Genomic DNA, 20,948 nt, shown 5'->3' on the forward strand with positions numbered 1-20,948 from the left:
CCATCCCCATGGCCTTACGCTCGCTTGGTCAGCTCTTGACCCGAGCGAGCCCTGATCGCTTTACGGCGCGTGGGCGAGGACGAGCCGGGACGGCCGACGCATTCCGGTTCGAAGGCGGTGGGGCGTTCAGCCGAACAGCGCGTCCACGACCCGGCGGGCGGCCTGCCCGTCGGCCATCGGGCGATAGCGGGCCAGGAACGCGGTGTACGCGTCCCGGTGTTTGTCCGTGACCTCGTCCAGGTGCGCGAGCGCGTCGAGCACCGCCCCCTCGTGCCGCAGCACCGGCCCCGGCGCCTCGGGGAGGAACCACAGGTCCCGCGGTCGGCCGGCGTGCAGGAGCACCGGGCGTCGGGTCACGGCGAAGTCGACCACCGCCGCCGCGTCCCCGGCGATCAGGACGTCGGCGGCGAGATACAGCTCGTGCGGGTCCGGGTGGCCGCCGACGTCCCACAGGCGGGCGCCGTCCGTTCCCGGTCCGCCGCACCCCGGCACCGCGCCGCCGTGCCTCGCGAGGCCCGTGGATGCCGACGCGAAGCCGACGGCCGCCGGGCGGGTGCTTCCGGAAGGGGACTGGCGGACCAGCAGGACGTGGCCCTCCGGGAGCCGGGCCGCAAGACGCCCGGCGTCGAGCGTGTCGTGCTCCCCCGCGACGTACAGCAGGACACGGACGTGCGCCGGCAGGCCGAGGCGGCGGCGCACGTCGGCGGCGCGCTCCCACGCGCCGGGGCCGGTCAGCAGGTCGTCGCCGGGCACGCCGGTCTCCAGCACCTCACCCTCATAGTCGAACGTCCGCCGCAGCAGCGGCGTCCACCACGGCCCCGCGGAGACGAGATGGGTCCACTGACCCGCCCCGGAACGGCCGGAGGGCTCCTTCGGCGTGCACGCGGGCTGCTGCCAGGTCTGTACGACCACCTGGCCGGGCCTGCGCTCGAACCACGGCGGCAGCGGCGCGTCGGTGACGACGTAGCGGCACCGGGCGAGGGCCTCGTAGTGCTCCCGTCCGAGCGTGCGCACCGATTCGACGTCACCGGGCAGGGCGACCTGGCCGTCCCGCACGTTCCACAGCAGCGGCAGGTCGGCGCCCCGGCGGCGCAGCTCCTCGCAGACCGCCCTCGGGCTGCCGCCGAAGCGGGTGCCCGCGCCGCCGTCGAACAGGACGGCGTCCCGCAGCGGCCTTTCCCGCATCTGGGGATAGGTCCTCGTGCGCAGCGCCCGCTGGGCCTTCCGGCCACGCTCGTCGGCGGTCAGGTCGCCGCTCACGGTCAGCACGGCCCGCCCCGGGCCCGACGTGACGACCCCGAACGTACGGCGGGCCGTCTGGTGCGCCGCCGGCAGGTCGGTGTCGAACTCCAGCGGCAGGTCCGTCCACTCTCCCCCGGCGGTGCGCGCCCGGATCGCCAGGGCATACCGGCCGCGCGGCAGCGGCAGCCGCCCGGCGGGCGAGGCGACCTGCTCGGGCGTCAGCCGCGCCCGGAAGCGGGTGCCCGCTCCCTCGATCGGCAGCAGCCACTCCCCGCGCCGGGGAGTGGAATGTGCACCGTGGTCGAGGGCGGTCACCACCAGCGCCGACATCTCGTGGGGCACGGTGAGGCCGCCCTCGATGAGCAGCTCGCCGCCGCCCCCGCAACGCGCGGGCAGCCATTCGGCGAGGTCGGCGTAGGCCGCGGCGGGCTGGTCCCGCAAGACCAGGCCGCCGGTGCGGTCGCGGGTCACGACGATCTCCCGGCCGGCCAGGCCGTACCGGCCGGTGGGCACGTCCTCGGCGAGGGTCACGGGCGTCACGGTGCCGTCGGCGGCCCGCACCTCGATCTCCCACCACGCCTCGGGCGCGGCGACCTCGTCCGGTACGGCGATCCGCGGGGCCGGGCACGCGGGCAGCAGGTCCCGCAGGTCGACGGCGGTCTCGAACGTACGCCGGTCGACGTGCACGGGATAGGTGCGGGGAACGCCGCCGGGACGCCGGGTGACCTGGAGCACCGGGCTCGGGCCGAGGTCGTTGACGACGTGGCCCACCAGGCGCAGGCGGCCGTCGCGCACGTCCCGCGTGACGACCCGGGCGGTCTCCCGCTCGGCCCGCAGCACGAGGACGCCGGTCTCCCCGAGCAGCGGGGCGACGTAGTGATCGGACCCCACGGTGCGATAACCCGCCTGCTCGACGGTCGAGGCGGCGGCGCCCGGATCGGTCAGCCGTCCACGTCGCAGGACGCCCCGGTGGAGCACGCGCAGCTCGACGTGCCACCGTCCGAGCCGGCCCGGCCTGGCCAGCGCCGCGGGGTCGATGACGAGCCGGAAGCCACCCCAGTCGCGTGCCTTCGACTTCGTGGACACCCGGGCCCTGGTGACCGAGGCGGGCACCCGGACGCGCCGCCCGGTGCGCTCGTGGACGAGGGTGGCGAAGACCTGCTGGTGGACCCGCCGGGTGGGGCGCAGGTGGGACGGGGCCGCGCGTCCCTCCACCACGAGCGCGCCGTCCTCCCAGCGGACCGCGTCGATGCGGTGCCGCGGGACGAGCTCGTCCCTGGCCCTGGTCACGGCGGCGGGCATCTCCCGGTCGGCGGAGCGGGTGAGGGGCACGTTCAGGTGGTGGCCGCCCATCCTTCGGACGAGCCTGTGGTCGGGCGGCACCTCCCGGTCCCAGGCCAGGACGTCCAGCAGGTCGTCCATGCGGCGCAGGCGCACCAGGTGCCACTGCACGCGCCGCAGCGCGGGCAGCCCGTCGAGCACGGGGGGTGCCACGTCCTCCAGATAGAGGCAGGCGAGGTCGAGGAAGCGCTCCCTGAACGCCGGGGTGGCCTGGTCGAGCACGTCGAGGAAGTTCGTGAGGTCGCCGTCGAGCACGGCGTGGTCCCAGGCGTGGATGTGCGCGGTGAAGTTGTGCTCGCTCAGGAAGCGGCGGACCTCGGTGACGGCCGCGAACCGGTCCTCCAGGTGCGGCACCCGCGTCTTGTCCTGGGTGATGGAACGGCCGCCGTCCTCGCGCCGCCGCCACAGGTAGACGGGCGTGGGCAGCACGTCGACGGCCCGTGCCAGGAAGTGGGCGCGCAGGGCCACCGCGATGTCCTCGTACAGCACGCCTTCGGGGAAGGCGAACCCGTGGGCGTCCCAGAACGAGCGGCGCCACAACTTGTTGGTGACCAGGCGGTCGCGCAGCAGCGCGTGCGTCCGGGTGATGTGGGTGGCCGCGGCGGCGTCGGCGAAGACGGCGCGGTGCAGGGCCGACTGGCGGGGGCCGCGCCCGTCGAGGCGCAGCACGTTGCCCGTGGCGAGGTCCGATCCCGTCCGCTCCAGGGACGCCAGGAGGCATTCGAGGGCGTGCGCCGGCAGCAGATCGTCGCTGTCGAGGAACATCAGGTGCTCCCCGGTCGCGTGCCGCACGCCCGTGTTGCGCGCCGCCCCGAGCCCCGCGTTGGCCTGGCGGATCAGCCGGAACCTGTCGTCGCGCGCCGCGAAGCCGGCGGCGATCTCGGCGCTGCCGTCGGGCGAGCCGTCGTCGACCATGACGACCTCGATGTCCTGCCAGGTCTGCGCCGCGACCGAGGCCAGGCAACCGGCGAGGTACGGTTCCACGTCGTAGATCGGGATGATCACGCTGAGGCGGGGCACGGGCGCTCCTTAGGGTCGGAGAAGCGGGAGACACAGCGGCTCAGGCGGTGCTCACGAGCGCGCGCAGGCGCCTGCGGAGCAGCCGGGCGGTGCGGCGGAGCGGCCGGGCGCCGGACCGGCCCCCGGGGCGGGAACGCCGGGGCGCCCTCACGGCGCCGGCGTCGCCGGTGACGTCCACCGGGGCGGTGCCGGGAACCCGCGAGGCGGTGGTCGCGGCGAGCCCGGCGGGCAGGAACCCCCACTTGTCGCCCGCGTCCCACACCGTGCCGTACATCTCGTGGACCAGGTCGCCGAGGTCGTCCCCCGGCCCGGCGCAGTGGCGGGCCCGGCTCATCGCGGCGGTGCGCTCCAGCCGGGCGTGCACGACACGGCCGTCCTCGCGCTCGTCCAGCGCGAGCGAGACGATCCCGAGCCGCTGCCGGTCGGCGTGCTTGACCACCGACCCGATGGTGCCGCGCGACGGCACCCAGCCGGGCGGGCAGTGGAAGCGGAACGGCACGGGGAAGCAGTCGTCCGGCACGGCCTCGCGGAACCGCACGCGCGGCTCGCCCTGATAGCAGGCGAGCACCAGGCGCAGGTCGAGCGAGGGGTCGCCGAGCGGGTCGCGCCGCCCTCCGCCGAGCCGTCCCCACGGCCCGACGACCGTCACCCGCACGTCGGGCAGCCGCCCGGCGAGCACGGCGTCGACGGTCGCCCTGACCTCCTCGAACGACGCGTCCCCCACCTCGACCACGACGTCGACGTACGGCACGAGGTAGGTGCGGTGGGGATGCCTGCGCAGCCAGCGGAAGGTGGGGACGCGCTCGGCGAGGTGAGGCCAGTTGTGCCGCTTCACCTCGGGCTCGCGGCGCATCACGGTGGACCGGCCGAGGTGCCAGCACCGGCTGGCGCGGTCGGGCACGAACACGGCCCCCGCCTGGGCCAGCCGATAGCCGAGCTCGGTGTCCTCGCCGAGGACGAGCGAGGCGTCGAGCCCTCCGGCGGCGCGCAGCAGGCGGGCGGGCAGCGACGCGGTGGCCCCCACCATGACGGAGAACGCGCCGAACCCGGCCGCCCGCAGGTCGTCGGTCTGGTCCCAGCGCCGCTCGGTCCACTGCGGCGTGGCGTCCTCCTCGGAGAAGAGCTTGGGCACCGCACCCGCCTCGATGGCCGCGAGCACCTCGCTCGCCGGGACCTCGTCGAGGCCGGGCACGAACCGCAGGTGCCCGAGCACGACCAGATAGCCGGCCAGGTGGTGCCAGCGCATCTGGGCCTCGACGTGCTCGGGGAACAGCACGAGGTCGGCGTCCAGGTAGAGGATCACCTCGCCCTCGGCCGCCTCGGCCCCCGCCGCGCAGGCGCTCGCCCTGCCCCACGCCCCGCCGCGCGGGCGGACCACCCGCAGCCGCTCCGGCAGCGGCCCGGCCGACGACTCGGACGTCGGCTCCATGGGCCGCTCGCCGTCGTCCACCACCACGACCTCCATGAGGTGGGCCGGGTAGGTCTGCCGGGCCAGACCGGCCAGCGTCAGCGGCAGCGTGCGCTCCGCGCGGTAGGCGGGGATCACCACGCTCACCGTGAGCGTGGGAGTCCAGCTCCCCAGCGCGGGTGGCTCTCCGAGCACCCCGTAGTCGTTGAGCGGGATGCGCGCAGCCCCCGTCACCTCGTCACCTCCGCCCGCCATCGGGCACCGTCCTCCATCAGTTCGTTGAAGACCAGCCCACGCCACTGCTCCTGGAAGGAGGCGAGGAACGACTGCACGGGCTGGCGCCAGGTGTGGCCGTACGCGCTGCGGCGGCGCAGCACATAACCGAGGCCGTGGGTGCGGTAGATCCGGCCGCCGACGGCCTCGACCGCCTGGAGCAACTGGCCGTCCACCGTCCTCGCCAGGGGCCGGAAGCCGCCGGCCGCCTCGAACGCCGCCCGGGTGACCAGCATCGTGCCCCCGGCCACCAGCGGCACGAACCGCTCGGTGCCGATGCACCGCCTGATCGTCACGTCGAGCGGCTCCAGGTAGACGAACTCCGCGGCCGAGCCGACGAGGTCGGCGCCGCTGTAGCGGCGGGCGAGCAGGAGATCGGCGAGGTGATCGGGGCCATACCAGTCGTCGTCGTCCACCTTGGCGAGGCAGGACCCGGAGGCGACCGCCGCCATCCGGTTCAGCACCTCCCCGAACGGCGTCGTGGCGGGGGCCTCGATCACGGTGAGCGGCAGCCGCGTGCGGGGGATCGCCGCCTCCCGTGCCGTGAAGCCGTGCAGCCCCACGATCAGCTCGGCGCTCACGCCGCGCTGGCGCTCCATCTGCTCGACCGCGAACGGCACCATCTCCGGACGTCGCGTGCACAGCAGGATCGAGACCTTCGGGTCCGGCGGCACCGGCAGACCGGCGGCCAGAGCCAGCCCCCTCCATCGGGCGGCGGCCCCGTGCTCGCGCAGCGCGGCCCGGCGCAGCCGGATGCTCAGCTCCTCGCGGCGCAGGTCGGACGCGAGCGCCTCGCCGGTCACGGCCACGAGCGCGGTGGCGAGGGCGGTGCCCAGCGCCCGGTCGCGGGCGGGATCGGGCGCGGCGAGCACCGGGATCCCGGCGGCCGAGAGGGCGGCCACGATGCGGGCGATCTCGCCGGTCCGCCCATCCGCCGCCTGTGGGCCGGGCACCTCGACGCCGCGTACGTCCCGCAGGCGGGCGATGTCCACGTCCGTGACCCGCCCACTGGCCGGGAGGCGTACGAGCTTGTCGGTGCCGAGGGCGACGACGAACCCCTCCCGGCGTACGGCGAGCACCGCGATGCCCTGCGCGGGATTGCGGCGGAATCCGATGGGGTTGATCACGGCCTCGTCCAGCGGCGGCAGCAGGCCGTCGGCCACCGAACCGGTGCTCCCGGACCCGGCGGGCACGGACCCGGCGAGCACGGACCCGGCGAGCACGGATCCGGTAAGCCCAGTCGCGGCAGGCGCAGAGCTCGTGACCCCGGGGCTGGTAGCCGCAGAGCTCGTGACCCCAGAGCTCATAACCGCAGCGCCCGTGACCCCAGGGCTGGTAGCCGCAGCGCCCGTGACCGCAGGGCCGGCGACGACGGAGCCGTTCGCCTGACGCAGCGGCAGGTCGCAGCCGGGGGCGTCGCGACGGTCCGGCACCGGCCCGCCGGGCGGCGACAGCGTGACGTTGGGATCGCCGGGCCGCCAGTCGGCCGTGACGCCGCCCTCCAGCCCCGCCACGGGAGTGGTCGCCGCGCATCCGCCGAACAGGCCGTTCGCGACGTGGGCCACGACGTCACCGGCCGGCACCGGCTCGCTGAAGGCGGCGTCGAGGTGCCAGCCACGGCCCCGGCGGGTCACCCGCATCTCGGTCAGGTGCCGCCAGCAGGCGCCCGGCGCGGCGACCGGCAGTGGCTGCGCCGCCCAGGACGGCACGTCGGCGACGGCGATCCGCACCCGGGTCGCGGTGGGCAGCAGGCCGCGCAGCGGCACCGCCCTGCGCAGGTCGGCCGGGGAGCGCGCGGCGAGCAGGACGCATCCGATCGCGCCGGTTCCGCCCGGCGCCGCGTCGCGGGTCACATTCCGTGCGGCATCTCGCGCGGCATCCCGTGTCGTGTCCGGCGCCGCGTCCAGTGCCCCGTCCGGCGCCGCGTCCGGCGCCGCGTCCAGTGTGCCGTCCCGTGCCGTGTCCGCGTCGCTCGCCGGAACGGCGGACGCGACGGACGCGACGGGGACAGGGACGGGGACGTCCTCAAGCGGGATCCAGGGACCGGCGAAGCCCTCCACGAGGCGGCCGAGCAGCGTGGGACAGGACTCGAACCCGATCCACGTCCCCCACGCCGACCGGGTGGTGGCGGTTCGTGTCACCCGCCCTCCTCACACTGCCCGGTTCCTCTTCCGACCGGCCCAGCATCGCGAAACCCGCCTGTGAGGGGGCAGGCTTAGTCCCTTCCTTGGCCGAAGGTTTAATCGCTCCCGTCCCAGGTGGACGAAGGTTTCCGGCCCGTACGAAATCGGACTGAAGAGGAGGAAGCAACCCGGAGCGCGTTACGATGCCGCGTTATAGATCCCCCGAGGAGTACCCCATGGCTGTACGTCGTCTGATCCCTCTGGCCGTAGCGTGCGCTCTCGCCGTGGCCGCCACCGCCACTCCTACGCAGGCTCGTACGACCGATGAGCCGTTCTGCGCGACCCACAAATGCATCGCCCTGACCTTTGACGACGGTCCGGGGCCCTACCTGACGACCCTGCTGAAGACCCTCTCCGAATACAAGGCGAAGGCGACCTTCTTCCTTATCGGCTCGGAGGTGAAAAAGCATCCCAAGCTCACCCAGTTGATCGCCAAGTCGGGCCACGAGATCGGCAACCACTCGTGGGACGGCACCTATCTGACCACGCTCAAGTACGCCGACATCAACAAGAAGATCGGCGACACCCAGCGGCTGATCAAGAAGACGACGGGCAAGGCGCCGAAGCTCTTCCGCGCGCCCGGCGGGCTGCGCAACGGCGGCGTGGAGCAGGTCACCGCCAAGCTCGGGCTCATCCAGGTGCCCGGCACGACCGCCACGAAGGACTACATCAAGGACTACCGGCACGTGGACTTCCTCACGAACCGGGCCCTGGACGTGGCCGGAGAGGGCGAGGTCGTGCTGATGCACGAGACGGTCAAGCAGACCGTGCAGTCGATGCCCGAAGTGCTCGAACTGCTGACCGCGGAGGGCTACAGCTTCGTCACGGTGTCCACCCTGCTCGAAGGCCAGAAGCTCACCCCGGGACAGGTATATCCCGAGCAGTCGTCGGGCGTGGAGACGACAGACGTCCACTGATCCGGCGGCCCAGCGCCTGGGCCGGCGCCTCCACGAAGCGATAGGTGAGCCAGCTCAGCGTGAGCAGCGCGACGAGATAGCCGAGCGCGACGGCCGCCTGGGCGATCGGCGTGAGCGACCGCAGGTCGCCCGCGAGCGCGTTCAGATACTTGAGCAGCGGGTGGTGCACCAGATAGACCGAGTAGCTGATCAGGCCGAGCCAGGTCAGCGCACCGGGAACGCGCCGCCCGCGCAGCATCATGCCCAGCGCGAACGTCCCTCCGGCGAGGACCATCGTGGTGATCCACACATCGGGCTGCACCCACCACCAGCCCGCCTGGATCGCCCACACGGGCGCGGCGGCCACCAGGGTCGCCGCGACCACGACCGGGCCGAGCCCGGCCGTGCCCTTCTCCCAGCGATACAGGGCCGTCCCCGTGAACATCACCGCGAGGATGGCCGCGCCGAACCACGGCACGAAGCTGCCGAAGACGAGCAGCACGAGCGCCATCAGGCCCAGCGCGTACGCCGCGACCGTGCGGAACCGGCCGGTGATCAGGCAGGCCAGCCCCGCGAGGAACAGCACGCAGGTGGCGATGGCGGGCCAGGGCCCCGGCAGCAGCGGCGCCGACAGCACCAGCCCGGCGGCGACCGCCACGGCGCCGAAGACGATCGCCAGCGTCCCGCTGCGCCGATGCACCCCGCCCACGAACAGCGCGGTCACCAGCAGGTAGAACACCATCTCGTACGACAGCGTCCACATCGGGTCGGCGAGGGCGCCGGTGTGGACGACGTCGAGCAGCATGCTCACGTGCGCGGCCACGGCCGACGGATGCCGGGGCACCACCTGACGCACCGGGACCCAGTACGCCATGACGAGCACGAGGGCGATCACCAGCAGATAGAGCGGATACAGCCGGAACACCCGGCTGACCCAGAACGCCCCGACATCACCCCGCTTCTCCAGGGACGCGGGGATGATGTATCCGCTGACCAGGAAGAAGACCAGCACGCCGTACATGCCGAGGTTGAACCAGTAGGGGCGCAACGACGGCATGAACCAGGGCAGCGCGTGTTCGGCGACCACGGCCATCGCGCCGATCCCCCGCAGGGCGTCGAGCCAGGCGAGCCTGGAGGCCTTCGCGCCGGGGCGAGCGGTGACGGGCTGAGCGGCAATCACCGCGTTACCCTATCCAGCCTGGCCGGGATCAATCCGGTTGATCCCGGCTTAACGATCCCGGCTCAACGATCCCTGCTCAGTGGTCCGCGGTCGGTGAGTCGGGGTCGGTGAGTCGGGGTCGGTGACTTCCGGGTCACTCCCACTCGATGGTGCCCGGCGGCTTGCTCGTCACGTCGAGCACGACCCGGTTGACCTCGCGGACCTCGTTGGTGATCCGGGTGGAGATGCGCGACAGCACGTCGTACGGCACCCGCGCCCAGTCGGCGGTCATCGCGTCCTCGGAGGTCACCGGCCGCAGGACGACCGGGTGACCGTAGGTGCGGCCGTCGCCCTGCACGCCCACCGAGCGGACGTCGGCGAGCAGCACGACCGGGCACTGCCAGATGTCGCGGTCGAGACCGGCGCGGGTCAGCTCCTCGCGGGCGATGGCGTCGGCCTCGCGCAGCAGGTCGAGACGCTCGCGGGTGACCTCGCCGATGATCCGGATGCCGAGGCCGGGCCCGGGGAACGGCTGGCGCCAGACCATCGCCGGGGGCAGGCCCAGCTCCTCGCCGGCCCGCCGCACCTCGTCCTTGAACAGCGTGCGCAGCGGCTCGACCAGTTCGAACTTGAGGTCCTCGGGCAGCCCGCCCACGTTGTGGTGCGACTTGATGTTCGCGGTGCCGGTGCCGCCGCCCGACTCGACCACGTCCGGGTAGAGCGTGCCCTGCACGAGGAAGTCCACCGGGCCGTCGGCGAGGATCGCGCGCTGCTCGTCCTCGAAGACGCGGATGAACTCCCTGCCGATGATCTTCCGCTTCTCCTCTGGGTCGGTGACGCCCGACAGCGCCTTGAGGAAGCGCTCGGAGGCGTCCACGACGCGCAGCTTGACGCCGGTCACCTCGACGAAGTCGCGCTCGACCTGCTCGGCCTCGCCCTTGCGCAGCAGCCCGTGGTCGACGAAGACGCAGGTCAGCCGATCGCCGATGGCCCGCTGCACGATCGCGGCGGCGACGGCGGAGTCGACGCCGCCCGACAGGGCGCAGATCGCCCGGCCGTCGCCCACCTGGGCGCGCACGGCCTCGACGGCGTCCTCGACGATGTTGAGCATGGTCCACGAGGGACGGCAGCCGGCCGCCTCAAGGAAGTGCTTGAGCACCTGCTGCCCGTGCTCGGAGTGGAGCACCTCGGGGTGGAACTGCACGCCGTACAGGCCGCGCGAGGGGTCCTCCATCGCGGCGACCGGGGTCGCGTCGGTGGCGGCGGTGACGGCGAACCCGGCGGGGGCGCCGACCACGGAGTCGCCGTGCGACATCCAGACGGTCTGCGCGGCGGGCAGGCCGGCGAACAGCAGGCCCTCCTGGAGGACCTTGAGCTCGGTGCCACCGAACTCGGCGGAGTCGGTCCTGGCGACCTCGCCCCCGAGCGCCCGGGCCATGGCCTGGAAGCCGTAGCAGATGCCGAAGGTCGGCACCCCGGTCTCGAACAGGCCCTCGGGGACCGGCGGGGCGCCCTCGGCGTACACCGAGGAGGGGCCGCCGGACAGGATGATCGCCTTGGGCTTCCTGGCCAGCATCTCCGACACCGGCATCGACGACGGAACGATCTCGGAGTAGACGTGACACTCACGCACCCGTCGTGCGATCAGCTGCGCGTATTGCGCGCCGAAGTCCACGACGAGAACCGTGTCGAACTCAGACACTGGAAAGGACCCCCATGAAGGCAGCGAGGCGGTGACGCCAGTCTATCGGCGCGGTGACGCTGCCCGCCCGGACCTGCCGCCCTCCCTGGCGCCCGGCCCCTGGCCTGCGACGCAGCCGCCCAGGGCCCGCCCCGCCGGGCCCTCCGGCGCGACCCCGCCGGGCCTTCGGCCGCTGCGTGCGGCGGCCTCGCGAACCGGCGCGACCCCGCCGGGCCTTTCGGAGGCTGCGTGCGGCGGCCTCGTGAGCCGTGCACCGCTAACCAATCCCGTCAGGCCCCTCGGCGGCTGAACGCGGCGGGCTGGGTGAACCGTGCGATGCGATCCTGTCAGGCTTTTCGGCGGGCGTGGGTGATCACCGAGATCCCGCTGCCGGCCAGGGCATCCGCCCGCTCCCGAAAAGCGGCATCGGCGGCGTCGCGCCCCGCCACCTGCCCCGCCACCTGCCCCGCCACCTGCCCCGCCACCTGCTCGACCACCTGCTCGACCACCTGCTCGACCACCTCGAAGCCGTGCTCCTCCAGCAGATCGGCCGCCTCCCGGGGACTCAGGAACGTCAGCCAGGGCTCCCCGCCCTGCGCCACCAGCGGCATCAGGGTCTCGGCGTACGCCCGGGCGCGCGGACCACGCAGGTCCTCGGGCAGCAGGTGGTCCATGACGATCTCGCTGCCGGGGGCGAGACGGCCGAGCCCGGCCAGCGTGCGCGCGACGGCCTCGCGGGTGAGATAGACGGTCACGCCGAGCCAGCTCGCGAACGCCGGGCGAGCGAGGTCGAACCCGTGCGCGACGAGCCGGTCGGCCAGGGACTCCCCGGCTTCCATGTCCGCGGGGACGTACGTCAGGAGGGGCGGCTCCGGAATGCCCGCACGCGCCAGCGCCTCCCGCTTCCAGCGCTGGGTGTCCGGGTGATCGACCTCGAAGACCTCCACTGAACCGCTCTGGCCGCTCGCGGCCGATCTGCAGGCGTAGGTGTCCAGCCCCGCGCCGAGGATCACGTACTGGCGAACGCCCCGCCGTACGGCGGCGGCCAGGCGGTCCTCGGTGTAGCGGCTCCGGGTGACGACGGCCGCGCGGAGCGCGGCGACGACGGGGTGGTCCGCCGCCTCACGGTGCAGGCGCACGTAGTGCTCGGCGCACTCCCCGAGCAGGGGGTACGCGAACGGGTCGCGGAAGACCACCGGCTCCCCGTCGACGATCAGGTGGGCGGCGCGCGCCGCCGCCGTGTGGAGCGCGGTCCTGCTCGGCCCCTCGGTCTGCACGCGTCGAGCGTAGACCGCCTCAGCGATCTTGGCGATGGGTGAGACGGGTCACAGGCCGTGGGCCCGCGCGCCGTGCCGCAGCAGTTCGAAGGCGGTGCTCGCCGCGGTGACGGCCTCGCCGTACCGCTCGTCGGCCGTACGGCCGGACGCCAGCGCCGCGTAGTTGTCCCTGGCGAGGATCTGCCGGACGGCGACGTACTGCGCGGCCACCAGGCGCGAGGTCAGGAGCGGCACGGGACGCGGCGAGCCGGAATCGCGGGGCGCCACCTCGTGCGCCGTCTCGCCCGCCGCCTGGCTCAAAGCCCCATCCAGCACCTCACCCGCCGCCCCGCCGAACACCTCACCCGCCGCCCCGCCGAACACCTCGCCCGCCGTCTCGCGCGCCGCCCCGCTCGTCGTCTCGCCGAGTGCCTCGCTCATCGCCTCGGCCAGTGCCTCCGTGTCCGCCGCGGCGTAATCGGCCACGCGGGACGCCAGGCTGGGGGTGTCGAAGACGAGGCGGTGGTAGGCCATCACCGCCGGATGGTCGCACAGGCCGGTGGTCGGCTCGCGGGCGTCGAGCCCGGCCATGAAGGCGTCGTGCAGCGCGTCGAGCGGGGTCCGCCCGGCCGGGCGGGCGCGCACCACCGCCGCCGCCTCTCCCCTGTGGTCGGCGATCCGGTCCAGGACCAGATCCTCCTTGGTGGGGAAATAGCGGAACAGCGTGGGCTTGGAGACCTCCGCCGCGGCCGCGATCTCGGCCACCCCCACCTGGTCGAAGCCGTGCTCCAGGAACATCGCGATCGCGACCTCGGAGATGGCCCGGCGGGTCCGTTCCTTCTTCCGCGTCCGCAGCCCCTCGACCATGCCGCACAGGCTAGCAGCCCTCCCGGCAAAACTTAACCCGGTTGCATTTTTAACCGAGTTGCTGTTCCATGCCCGTACGGCGACCGGGGGAAGGAGACGGCGGATGACCTCGCTGAAGGAGGAGCAGGCGTACGTCGAACGCTGCAGGGAGGGCCTGCGCCGGATGCTGGACGGTGCCCGGCACAACGTGGTCATCGGGGAGACCGTGGCGGGCGACCGCTACAGCGCCGAGCGGCTGGGCCGCCACCTGAAGAGCCTGGCGAAGGATCTCGGTGAGGACGACGGAGGGCCGCCGTTCTTCGGGCGCCTCGACTTCGGCCCTGACGTGGGCGAGCACGCCGGGCAGCGCTACTACATCGGCCGCCGCCACGTCTCCGCCACCGATGGCGGCCGGCCTCTGGTGATCGACTGGCGGGCGCCGGTCTCGCGGACGTTCTACCAGGCGTCGGCCCGGGATCCCCGGGGCGTGGCCGTACGGCGGCGCTTCGGCTGGGCCGGGGGCGAGCTGACCGGCTTCGAGGACGAACACCTCGATCGCCGGCGCGGGCACGACCCCGGCGGCGCGAGCCGGATCCTGACGGCCGAGATCGAACGCCCCCGGGTCGGGCCGATGCGCGACATCGTCGCCACCATCCAGCCGGAGCAGGACGACCTGGTCCGCGCCGACCTGGAGGAGTCCCTGTGCGTCCAGGGCGGGCCGGGCACCGGTAAGACCGCCGTCGGCCTGCACCGCGCGGCCTACCTGCTCTACGCCCACCGCAAGCGGACGGCGCGCGGCGGTGTGCTCGTGCTCGGCCCCAACCGGGCCTTCCTCGGCTACATCTCTGCGGTGCTGCCGGCCCTGGGCGAGGTCGACGTCGAGCAGACCACGCTCGACGCGCTCCTCGCCCGGGTCCCGGTCAAGGCCACCGACAGCGCGGAGGCCGCCGTGGTCAAACACGACGCGCGCATGGCCGAGGTGCTGCGCAGGGCGCTCCACCGCCACATAGGCGTGCCCTCGGAGCCGCTCGCCGTGGCCGACGGCTCCGCCCGCTGGCGGGTCTCCCGGGACGAACTGCGCTACGTGGTCGAGGAGACCCGGCGCGAGGCGATGCCGTACGGCGTGGGCCGCGAGCGCGTCATCGCCCGTGTGGCGTCACTCGTGCGGACCCGGGCGGAGGCCCGCGGCCGGATGATCGACACGGCGTGGACGCGCCGCACCACCCGGGCCGTCACGGCCGCTGTGGACGGCTTCTGGCCGGCCGTACGCCCCGAGGAGGTGCTGTGCGAGGTGCTCGGCGACTGCACGGAGGCCGCCGACGGCGTGCTCACGACGGCCGAGCAGGCGGCGATCACCTGGGCGCGACCGCCGCGCACCTATCGGAGCGCCGCCTGGACGGCCGCCGACCTGGTCCTGCTCGACGAGCTCGCCGGCCTGATCGAGCGGCCGCGGGGATATGGCCACGTGATCGTCGACGAGGCGCAGGACCTTTCGCCGATGCAGTGCCGGGCCGTCGCCCGGCGCAGCGTGCACGGCTCGCTCACCGTGCTCGGCGACCTGGCGCAGGGCACGACCCCGTGGGCCGCCCGCGACTGGGGCGTGCAGATGGCGCATCTGGGCAAGCCTGATGCCGCGATCATGTCGCTCACCGTCGGCTTCCGCACGCCGGCCGCCGTCGTGGAGCTCGCCAACCGCCTGCTGGCGCAGCTCGCGGTGGACGTGCCGCCCTCCCGGTCCTTCCGGCGGGACGGACGGCTGCGCGTGCTGCCCGGGGACGACACCGCGGTCGTGACGGCGGTGTCCGAGGCGCTCGGCCACGAGGGCTCGATCGGCGTCATCGCCGCCGACGCCTCGGCCGCCCGGCTGCGCGCCGCGCTCACGGGCGCGGGCCTGACCGTCGCCGAGGGGCTCACACCCGACCCGTCCGTACGCGTCTCCGTGGTGCCCGCCACCCTGTGCAAGGGCCTGGAGTATGACCACGTCGTGCTGGCCGAGCCCGCCGAGATCGTCGCGGCCGAGCAGCGCGGGCCGGCCCGGCTCTACGTGGCGCTCACCCGGGCGGTGTCCCGCCTCGACGTGGTGCACGCCCGTCCGCTGCCCATCCCGCTCGCCGGGGAGACCCTCGCCGAAGACGCTGGGTCACCGGCCTAACCGACGCGCCTCACGCGTCCCCGTGGGTGATCTCCACGATCGGCAGGCGCAGCGCGCCCGGCGCCGACGCGGGGACGACCGGCCGCACGGGCGCGACCGGCCGGAGCCGCACGTACGGCGAGCCGAGGGCGGGGCGCGGGTCCGGCTCGCCCTTGTTGGGCCACAGCGCCATCGCGCGCTCGGCCTGGGCGGTGATCGTGAGCGAGGGGTTCACCCCGAGGTTGGCCGACACGGCCGAGCCGTCCACGATGTGCAGGCCCTCGTAGCCGTAGACGCGGTGGTAGGGGTCGATCACCCCGGTCTCCGGCGAGTCGCCGATCGCGCAGCCGCCGAGGAAGTGCGCGGTCGCCGGGATGTCGAACAGATCGAGCCAGGAGCCGCCGGGCAGGCCGCCGATCTCCTCGGCCGCCATGCGGACGGCCTCGTGCCCGGCGGGGATCCAGGTGGGGTTCGGCTCGCCGTGGCCCGGGCCGGTCCGGAGCTTCCCGCCCTTGAGCGAGAGCGTGATCGAGTTGTCCTTGGCCTGCATGACAAGGGCGATGACCGCGCGCTCCGACCACCTGCGGTGGTTGAACAGCCGGGGCAGCAGGTGGGGCCGCCGCAGGGCCGCGCCGAGGAACTTCAGCCAGCGCGGCGCCCGCCCGCCCCCATCGACGAGCAGCGTGCGCAGCAGTCCCATGGCGTTGGAGCCGTCGCCATAGCGGACCGGCTCGATGTGCGTCTCGGCGTCCGGGTGGATCGAGGAGGTGATCGCCACGCCCCGGTTGAGTTTGACGCCCTTGGCGGTGAGGCGCTCGAAACCGAGCAGGGCCTCGGAGTTCGTCCGGGTCAGCGCGCCGAGCCGGGGCGAGATCCGGGGCAGCGTGGTCGCCCTGAGCCGGTGGAGCAGGAGCTGCGTGCCGTACGTGCCCGCGGCGAAGACGACCTGGCCCGCGGTCAGCGTGCGGGCCGGGCCGAAGGGGCCCGTGCGCCTCACCGTGATCTCGTAGCCGCCCTCGACGGGCCGTACGCCGGTGACGGTGGTCTCCGGGTGGACCTTCGCCCCGGCCCTCTCCGCGAGGTAGAGGTAGTTCTTGATCAGCATGTTCTTCGCGCCGTGGCGGCAGCCGGTCATGCACTCGCCGCACTCGGTGCAGCCGCGGCGGCGCGGCCCGAGGCCGCCGAAGTAGGGGTCGTCGACCTCCACGCCCGGCTCGCCGAAGAACACCCCGACGGGGGCGAGACGGAAGGTGTGGCCGACGCCCATCCGCTCGGCGACCTTCTTCATCACCTCGTCGGCCGCGGTCACCGTCGGGTTGCCCACCACGCCCAGCATCCGCCTGGCCTGGTCGTAGTAGGGCGCGAGCTCGGCCTTCCAGTCGGTGATGTGCGCCCACTGGGGATCGCGGAAGAACGGGTCGAGCGGCTCGTAAAGAGTGTTGGCGTAGACGAGCGAGCCGCCGCCCACCCCCGCGCCGGCCAGCACCATGACGCCGTTGGAGCCGCGCAGGACGTGGATGCGCTGGATGCCCTTCAGCCCGAGCGCGGGCGCGAACAGGAAGTCCCTGGCCCGCCATGAGGTCTTCGGCAGGGTCTTCTCGTCGAACCGGCGGCCGGCTTCGAGGACGCCGACCGCGTAGCCCTTCTCGGTGAGCCGCAGCGCGGCGACGCTCCCGCCGAACCCCGACCCGATCACCGCGACGTCGTAGTCCAACGCCCCGCCTTCCTTCTCACTTGAGGTGCAGGCGCTTCATCGTCTTGAGCAGCCCCGCGAGCGTGTCGGCGTACTTGTCGTAGGTCATGCCGAGGATCGGCTCGAAGCCCAGCCACGTGGCCTGGCTGGCCACCGTCTGGACCTCCGTGTATTTCAGCAGGCCCTCGGTGCCGTGCCGGCGGCCCAGCCCGGACGACTTCATCCCGCCCATCGGCGCGTCGTAGGAGGCGTACGCCGAGCCGTACCCCTCGTTGATGTTGACGGTGCCGGCCTTGATCCGGGCGGCGAGGCGGCGGCCCCGCGCGACGTCCCTGGTCCAGATCGAGGCGTTCAGCCCGTACGCGGTGTCGTTGGCCGCGTGGACCGCCTCGTCCTCGTCCCTGAAGCGGTAGAGCGACACGACCGGCCCGAACGTCTCGTCCCTGCAGACGGCCATGTCCTCGCTCACGCCGTCGAGGATGGTCGGCTCGTAGAAGAACGGGCCGAGGTCGGGGCGCGGCCTGCCGCCGGTCAGCACGGTGGCGCCCTTGGCGACGGCGTCCTCGACGTGCGCCGTCACCCCGTCGAGCTGCCGCTGCGAGGTGAGCGAGCCCATCTGCACGTCCCAGTCGAGGCCGGGACCGATCTTCATGTTCTTCACCGCCCGGACGAACCGGTCGCGGAAGGCGTCGGCGACCGCCTCGTGCACGTAGAGGCGTTCGATCGAGATGCACAGCTGGCCCGCGTTGGTGAAGCAGGCCCGGATCGCGCCCTGGGCCGCCACGTCGAGATCGGCGTCGTCGAGCACGATCATCGGGTTCTTGCCGCCGAGCTCAAGCGAGCAGCCGATGAGCCGCTTGGCCGCCTCCTCGGCGATCCTGCGCCCGCCGCGCGTCGAGCCGGTGAACGCGACGTAGTCGGCGCCGTCGATCAGCGGGTCGCCGACGTCCTCGGGATCGCCGAGCACGACCTGCCAGACGTCGCGCGGCATGCCCAGCTCGGCCAGCAGGTCGATCGTCCACAGCGTGGACAGCGGGGTCTGGGCGTCGGGCTTGTGCACGACCGCGTTGCCCGCGATCAGGGCGGGGACCACGTCGGTGACGCCGAGGGCCAGCGGGTAGTTCCACGGGCTGATCACCGCGACGACGCCCTTGGGGTGGCGCAGCTCGGCCGCGCGGGTGGCGATCGGGAAGATGCCCTGCCTGCGCTGCGGCTCCAGCAGGCCGGGGGCCCGCCGCGCGTAGTAGAGCGTGCAGCCCGCCACGTCGGCCACTTCCTCGTACGCGTGGCGCCGCGCCTTGCCGGTCTCCCACTGCACGATGTCGAGCAGCTCCTGACGGCGGTCGAGCAGCGCGTCGTGGAGCCGCAGGAAGGGCGCGATCCGCTCCCGCACCGGCAGCGCCGCCCAGGTCTCCTGCGCCGCCCTCGCCCTGGCGTACGCGGCGCGGACGTCCTCGGGAGTGGAGATCGGGACCTCGGCCAGCACCTCGCCGGTGAACGGCGCGACGATCTCCCGTGTCTTGCCCTCGGAGGAGACGTGCGTGAGGACCCGGTCGACCATGGCCGCGTCGAGCGTCCGATTCGTGGCACCCATGCCGGAAGAATATTCCGGAGCTTGAGCCGTGGCTACCGGTAAGTAATGGACGGTCACCGCTGACGCGACGGCATGTCAGTTTACCGACACATGTGTACAGTAGATTGACACCATGAGCGATGACCGAGAGGTGTTCATGGCATCCGAAGAGACTTACGACAAGCTCATCGAGCTTCTCGATCGGCACGGGGCGTCCTACCGGCTGATCGACCACGCGCCGGAGGGAAGGACCGAGATCGTCAGCGCCATGCGCGGAAACGCCGTCTCCGACGCCGCGAAGTGCATCGTCGTCATGGTGAAGCTCGGCAAGAAGGTCACCAAGCACGTCCTCGCCGTCGTGCCGGGCGACACGCGCGTCGACCTGAACGGCCTCAAGGCGCTGCTGGGCGGCACGTACGCCGCGTTCGCCTCCACCGACATCGCCGAGCGCCTCGCGGGGAGCGTGGCGGGCACGATCCTTCCCTTCTCGTTCCACCCGGACCTGGAGCTCATCGTGGACCCCTCGATCCAGGACAAGGAGGAGATCTTCTTCAACGCGGCACGGCTCGACCGGTCCATCGCGTTGCGTACGAAGGACTACCTGGCCATCTGCTCGCCGCGGCTGGCGCCGATCGCGGCACCGGCGAGCTGACCGGAGATGGACGGACAGGCCGCGAACGGCGTAGGGGCCGCCATCGGCGCCCAGGTCCGCCGGTTGCGGGAGTTCCGGGGGTTGTCCGTGGCCGAGCTGGCACGGTTGTCGGGAGTGAGCAGGGCGACCCTGTCGGGGATCGAGGCCGGGAGGGGCAACCCAACCGTCGAGACCATCTCGGCCATCGCCGTCGCGCTCCGCCTGCCCCTGGGCGACCTGCTGGCCGACCCGGCGCCGCGGACGCCGGTGCTGCTCCGGGGCACTCCCCGGCCGGAGGACAGCAAGCAGGAGCTGCTCGACCGGATGGGGGCCGGTGGGCTCGGCGAGATCTGGCGGCTCCGCCTCACCGGCATCGGACGGCGGATCGACAGCCCGCCGCACAGCCAGGGCACGATCGAGCGGATCCTCGTGCTCCGCGGCGCCGTACGGCTGGGCCCGGTCGAGCGTCCCGTGGTCCTGCACAGCGGCGACTTCGTGACGTTCGCCGCGGACGTGGCGCACTTCTACGAGGCCGTCGAGGACGAGGTGGACGCCGTCGTCGTGATGACCTATCCGGCGGCGCCCTAGAGTCCGGTCATGAGCGGGGCGTCCAGACGCGGTCCTCCGTCACCACCGCGCTGACGAGGTCGGCCGGAGTGACGTCGAAGGCGTAGTTCAGCGCCCGGGCCCCGGCGGGGGTGACGCGAATCCCCCGGAAATGGGTCACCTCCTCCTCTGCGCGGTGCTCCACCACGATGGACGCGCCGGTCTCCGTCGCCGGGTCGATGGTCGACTCGGGCGCGGCGACGACGAACGGGACGCCGGCCCGGTCCGCCGCGAGGGCCAGGCCGTAGGTGCCGATCTTGTTGGCGACGTCGCCGTTCGCGACCACCCGGTCGGCGCCGACGACCACCGCGTCGGCCAGCCCCTGCTGCAGCGCGAACGGCCCTGCGCCGTCGCAGACGACCCGATAGTCGATGCCCACCAGGTCGAGCTCCCAGCAGGTGAGGCGTGATCCCTGCAGCAGCGGCCGGGTCTCGTCGACGATGACCTGGTCGAGCAGGCCCCTCTCGTGCAGCGAGCGGATGACGCCGAGCCCGGTGCCCCACTCCACGCAGGCCAGGGCGCCGGTGTTGCAGTGCGTGTGGATGCGCAGGGGCCTACGTCCGCACGCCTCCACCAGGAAGTCGGCGCCGCGTTCGCCGATCCGCCGGTTCGCCGCCGCGATGCGGTCCACCACGGCGACGGCGGCCCGCTCGGCCGCCTCGGGCCCGTCCGCGAGGGCGGGGACCACCTCCTCCACGCCGACCCGGAGGTTCACCGCCGTGGGGCGGGCGTCCCTGATGCGTCCGATCTCCGCCTTCAGCCGGGAGGCGCTCCATCCCGACCGCCGCGCCTGGTGGGCCGCCAGGGCCACACCCAGCGCCCCGGCGGCGCCGAGCGTCGGGGCGCCGCGCACGGCCAGGCGGACGACGGCGTCCACGAGGTCGTCGACCGTGTCGATCCTCAGCAGCCGCACCTCGTCCGGCAGCAGCGTCTGGTCGATGGCGACGATGCCGCCCTCCCGCCAGGCGATGACCGGGTTTTCGGCATACGGGTCTTTCTCCGACATGCC

The 20,948-nt window shown here is 73.2% G+C and carries 14 protein-coding genes; 4 read left to right on the top strand and 10 right to left on the bottom strand.

From position 1 onward, the window contains the following. Positions 1-126 precede the first annotated feature (126 nt). From HCK04_RS44110 to HCK04_RS08780, 3 genes are read right to left on the bottom strand one after another with little or no spacing between them, the layout of a single operon-like run. Positions 127-3,603 (bottom strand): glycosyltransferase, encoded by a 3,477-nt coding sequence (locus HCK04_RS44110; protein ID WP_142646670.1) that lies wholly within the window; start codon positions 3,601-3,603, stop codon positions 127-129. Positions 3,604-3,643: 40 nt separating this feature from the next. Further along, complete coding sequence (locus HCK04_RS08775) at positions 3,644-5,245, bottom strand: glycosyltransferase (protein ID WP_168065747.1); 1,602 nt, start codon at positions 5,243-5,245, stop codon at positions 3,644-3,646. Next, positions 5,242-7,425, bottom strand: coding sequence for a glycosyl transferase family 2 (locus tag HCK04_RS08780; protein ID WP_168065749.1), 2,184 nt, complete (start codon positions 7,423-7,425; stop codon positions 5,242-5,244). Before HCK04_RS08780 ends, HCK04_RS08775 begins: the two co-directional genes overlap by 4 nt. Before the next feature lie 218 nt (positions 7,426-7,643). Here HCK04_RS08780 and HCK04_RS08785 point away from each other — a divergent pair, with 218 nt between their 5' ends. Further along, on the top strand, positions 7,644-8,384 hold the full coding sequence (locus HCK04_RS08785; RefSeq protein WP_168065751.1) for a polysaccharide deacetylase family protein: 741 nt from the start codon (positions 7,644-7,646) through the stop codon (positions 8,382-8,384). On the opposite strand, the gene HCK04_RS08790 is transcribed toward HCK04_RS08785, so the two are convergent. The 4 genes from HCK04_RS08790 to HCK04_RS08805 form a co-directional block, all read right to left on the bottom strand. After that, complete coding sequence (locus HCK04_RS08790; protein WP_260617169.1) at positions 8,323-9,543, bottom strand: acyltransferase; 1,221 nt, start codon at positions 9,541-9,543, stop codon at positions 8,323-8,325. The genes HCK04_RS08785 and HCK04_RS08790 overlap by 62 nt on opposite strands. Before the next feature lie 133 nt (positions 9,544-9,676). Then, a complete protein-coding gene (gene guaA, locus HCK04_RS08795; protein ID WP_142646672.1) occupies positions 9,677-11,224 on the bottom strand; it encodes a glutamine-hydrolyzing GMP synthase in 1,548 nt (515 codons plus the stop codon). Positions 11,225-11,550: 326 nt separating this feature from the next. Continuing rightward, the gene (locus tag HCK04_RS08800; RefSeq protein ID WP_142646673.1) at positions 11,551-12,480 is read right to left on the bottom strand and encodes an SAM-dependent methyltransferase; all 930 of its coding nucleotides are present in this window, start codon (positions 12,478-12,480) and stop codon (positions 11,551-11,553) included. A gap of 48 nt (positions 12,481-12,528) precedes the next feature. Beyond that, entirely contained in the window at positions 12,529-13,326 is a 798-nt protein-coding gene (locus HCK04_RS08805; RefSeq protein WP_142646674.1) for a TetR family transcriptional regulator, read from the bottom strand. A 103-nt stretch (positions 13,327-13,429) separates the two neighbouring features. On the opposite strand from HCK04_RS08805, the gene HCK04_RS08810 reads away from it, so the two are divergent. Further along, complete coding sequence (locus tag HCK04_RS08810) at positions 13,430-15,457, top strand: AAA family ATPase (RefSeq protein ID WP_142646675.1); 2,028 nt, start codon at positions 13,430-13,432, stop codon at positions 15,455-15,457. A gap of 10 nt (positions 15,458-15,467) precedes the next feature. Here HCK04_RS08810 and HCK04_RS08815 read toward each other — a convergent pair whose 3' ends face one another. Continuing rightward, on the bottom strand, positions 15,468-17,150 hold the full coding sequence (locus HCK04_RS08815; RefSeq protein WP_142646676.1) for a GMC family oxidoreductase: 1,683 nt from the start codon (positions 17,148-17,150) through the stop codon (positions 15,468-15,470). 16 nt (positions 17,151-17,166) lie between these two features. After that, on the bottom strand, positions 17,167-18,723 hold the full coding sequence (locus tag HCK04_RS08820) for a succinic semialdehyde dehydrogenase (RefSeq protein WP_142646677.1): 1,557 nt from the start codon (positions 18,721-18,723) through the stop codon (positions 17,167-17,169). A gap of 112 nt (positions 18,724-18,835) precedes the next feature. Between HCK04_RS08820 and HCK04_RS08825 the strand changes: the two genes are divergently transcribed. Then, positions 18,836-19,354, top strand: a complete 519-nt coding sequence (locus HCK04_RS08825; RefSeq protein ID WP_240971185.1) for a YbaK/EbsC family protein — start codon at positions 18,836-18,838, stop codon at positions 19,352-19,354. Positions 19,355-19,360: 6 nt separating this feature from the next. Next, positions 19,361-19,921: an XRE family transcriptional regulator gene (locus HCK04_RS08830; protein WP_142646678.1), complete on the top strand. Its 561-nt coding sequence runs from the start codon at positions 19,361-19,363 to the stop codon at positions 19,919-19,921. Between the two features lie 7 nt (positions 19,922-19,928). On the opposite strand, the gene mtnA is transcribed toward HCK04_RS08830, so the two are convergent. Next, on the bottom strand, positions 19,929-20,945 hold the full coding sequence (gene mtnA, locus HCK04_RS08835) for an S-methyl-5-thioribose-1-phosphate isomerase (RefSeq protein WP_142646679.1): 1,017 nt from the start codon (positions 20,943-20,945) through the stop codon (positions 19,929-19,931). Positions 20,946-20,948 lie beyond the last annotated feature (3 nt).

Origin of the sequence: Microbispora sp. CL1-1 (assembly GCF_012034195.1) — a bacterium.
Lineage (GTDB): Bacteria > Actinomycetota > Actinomycetes > Streptosporangiales > Streptosporangiaceae > Microbispora.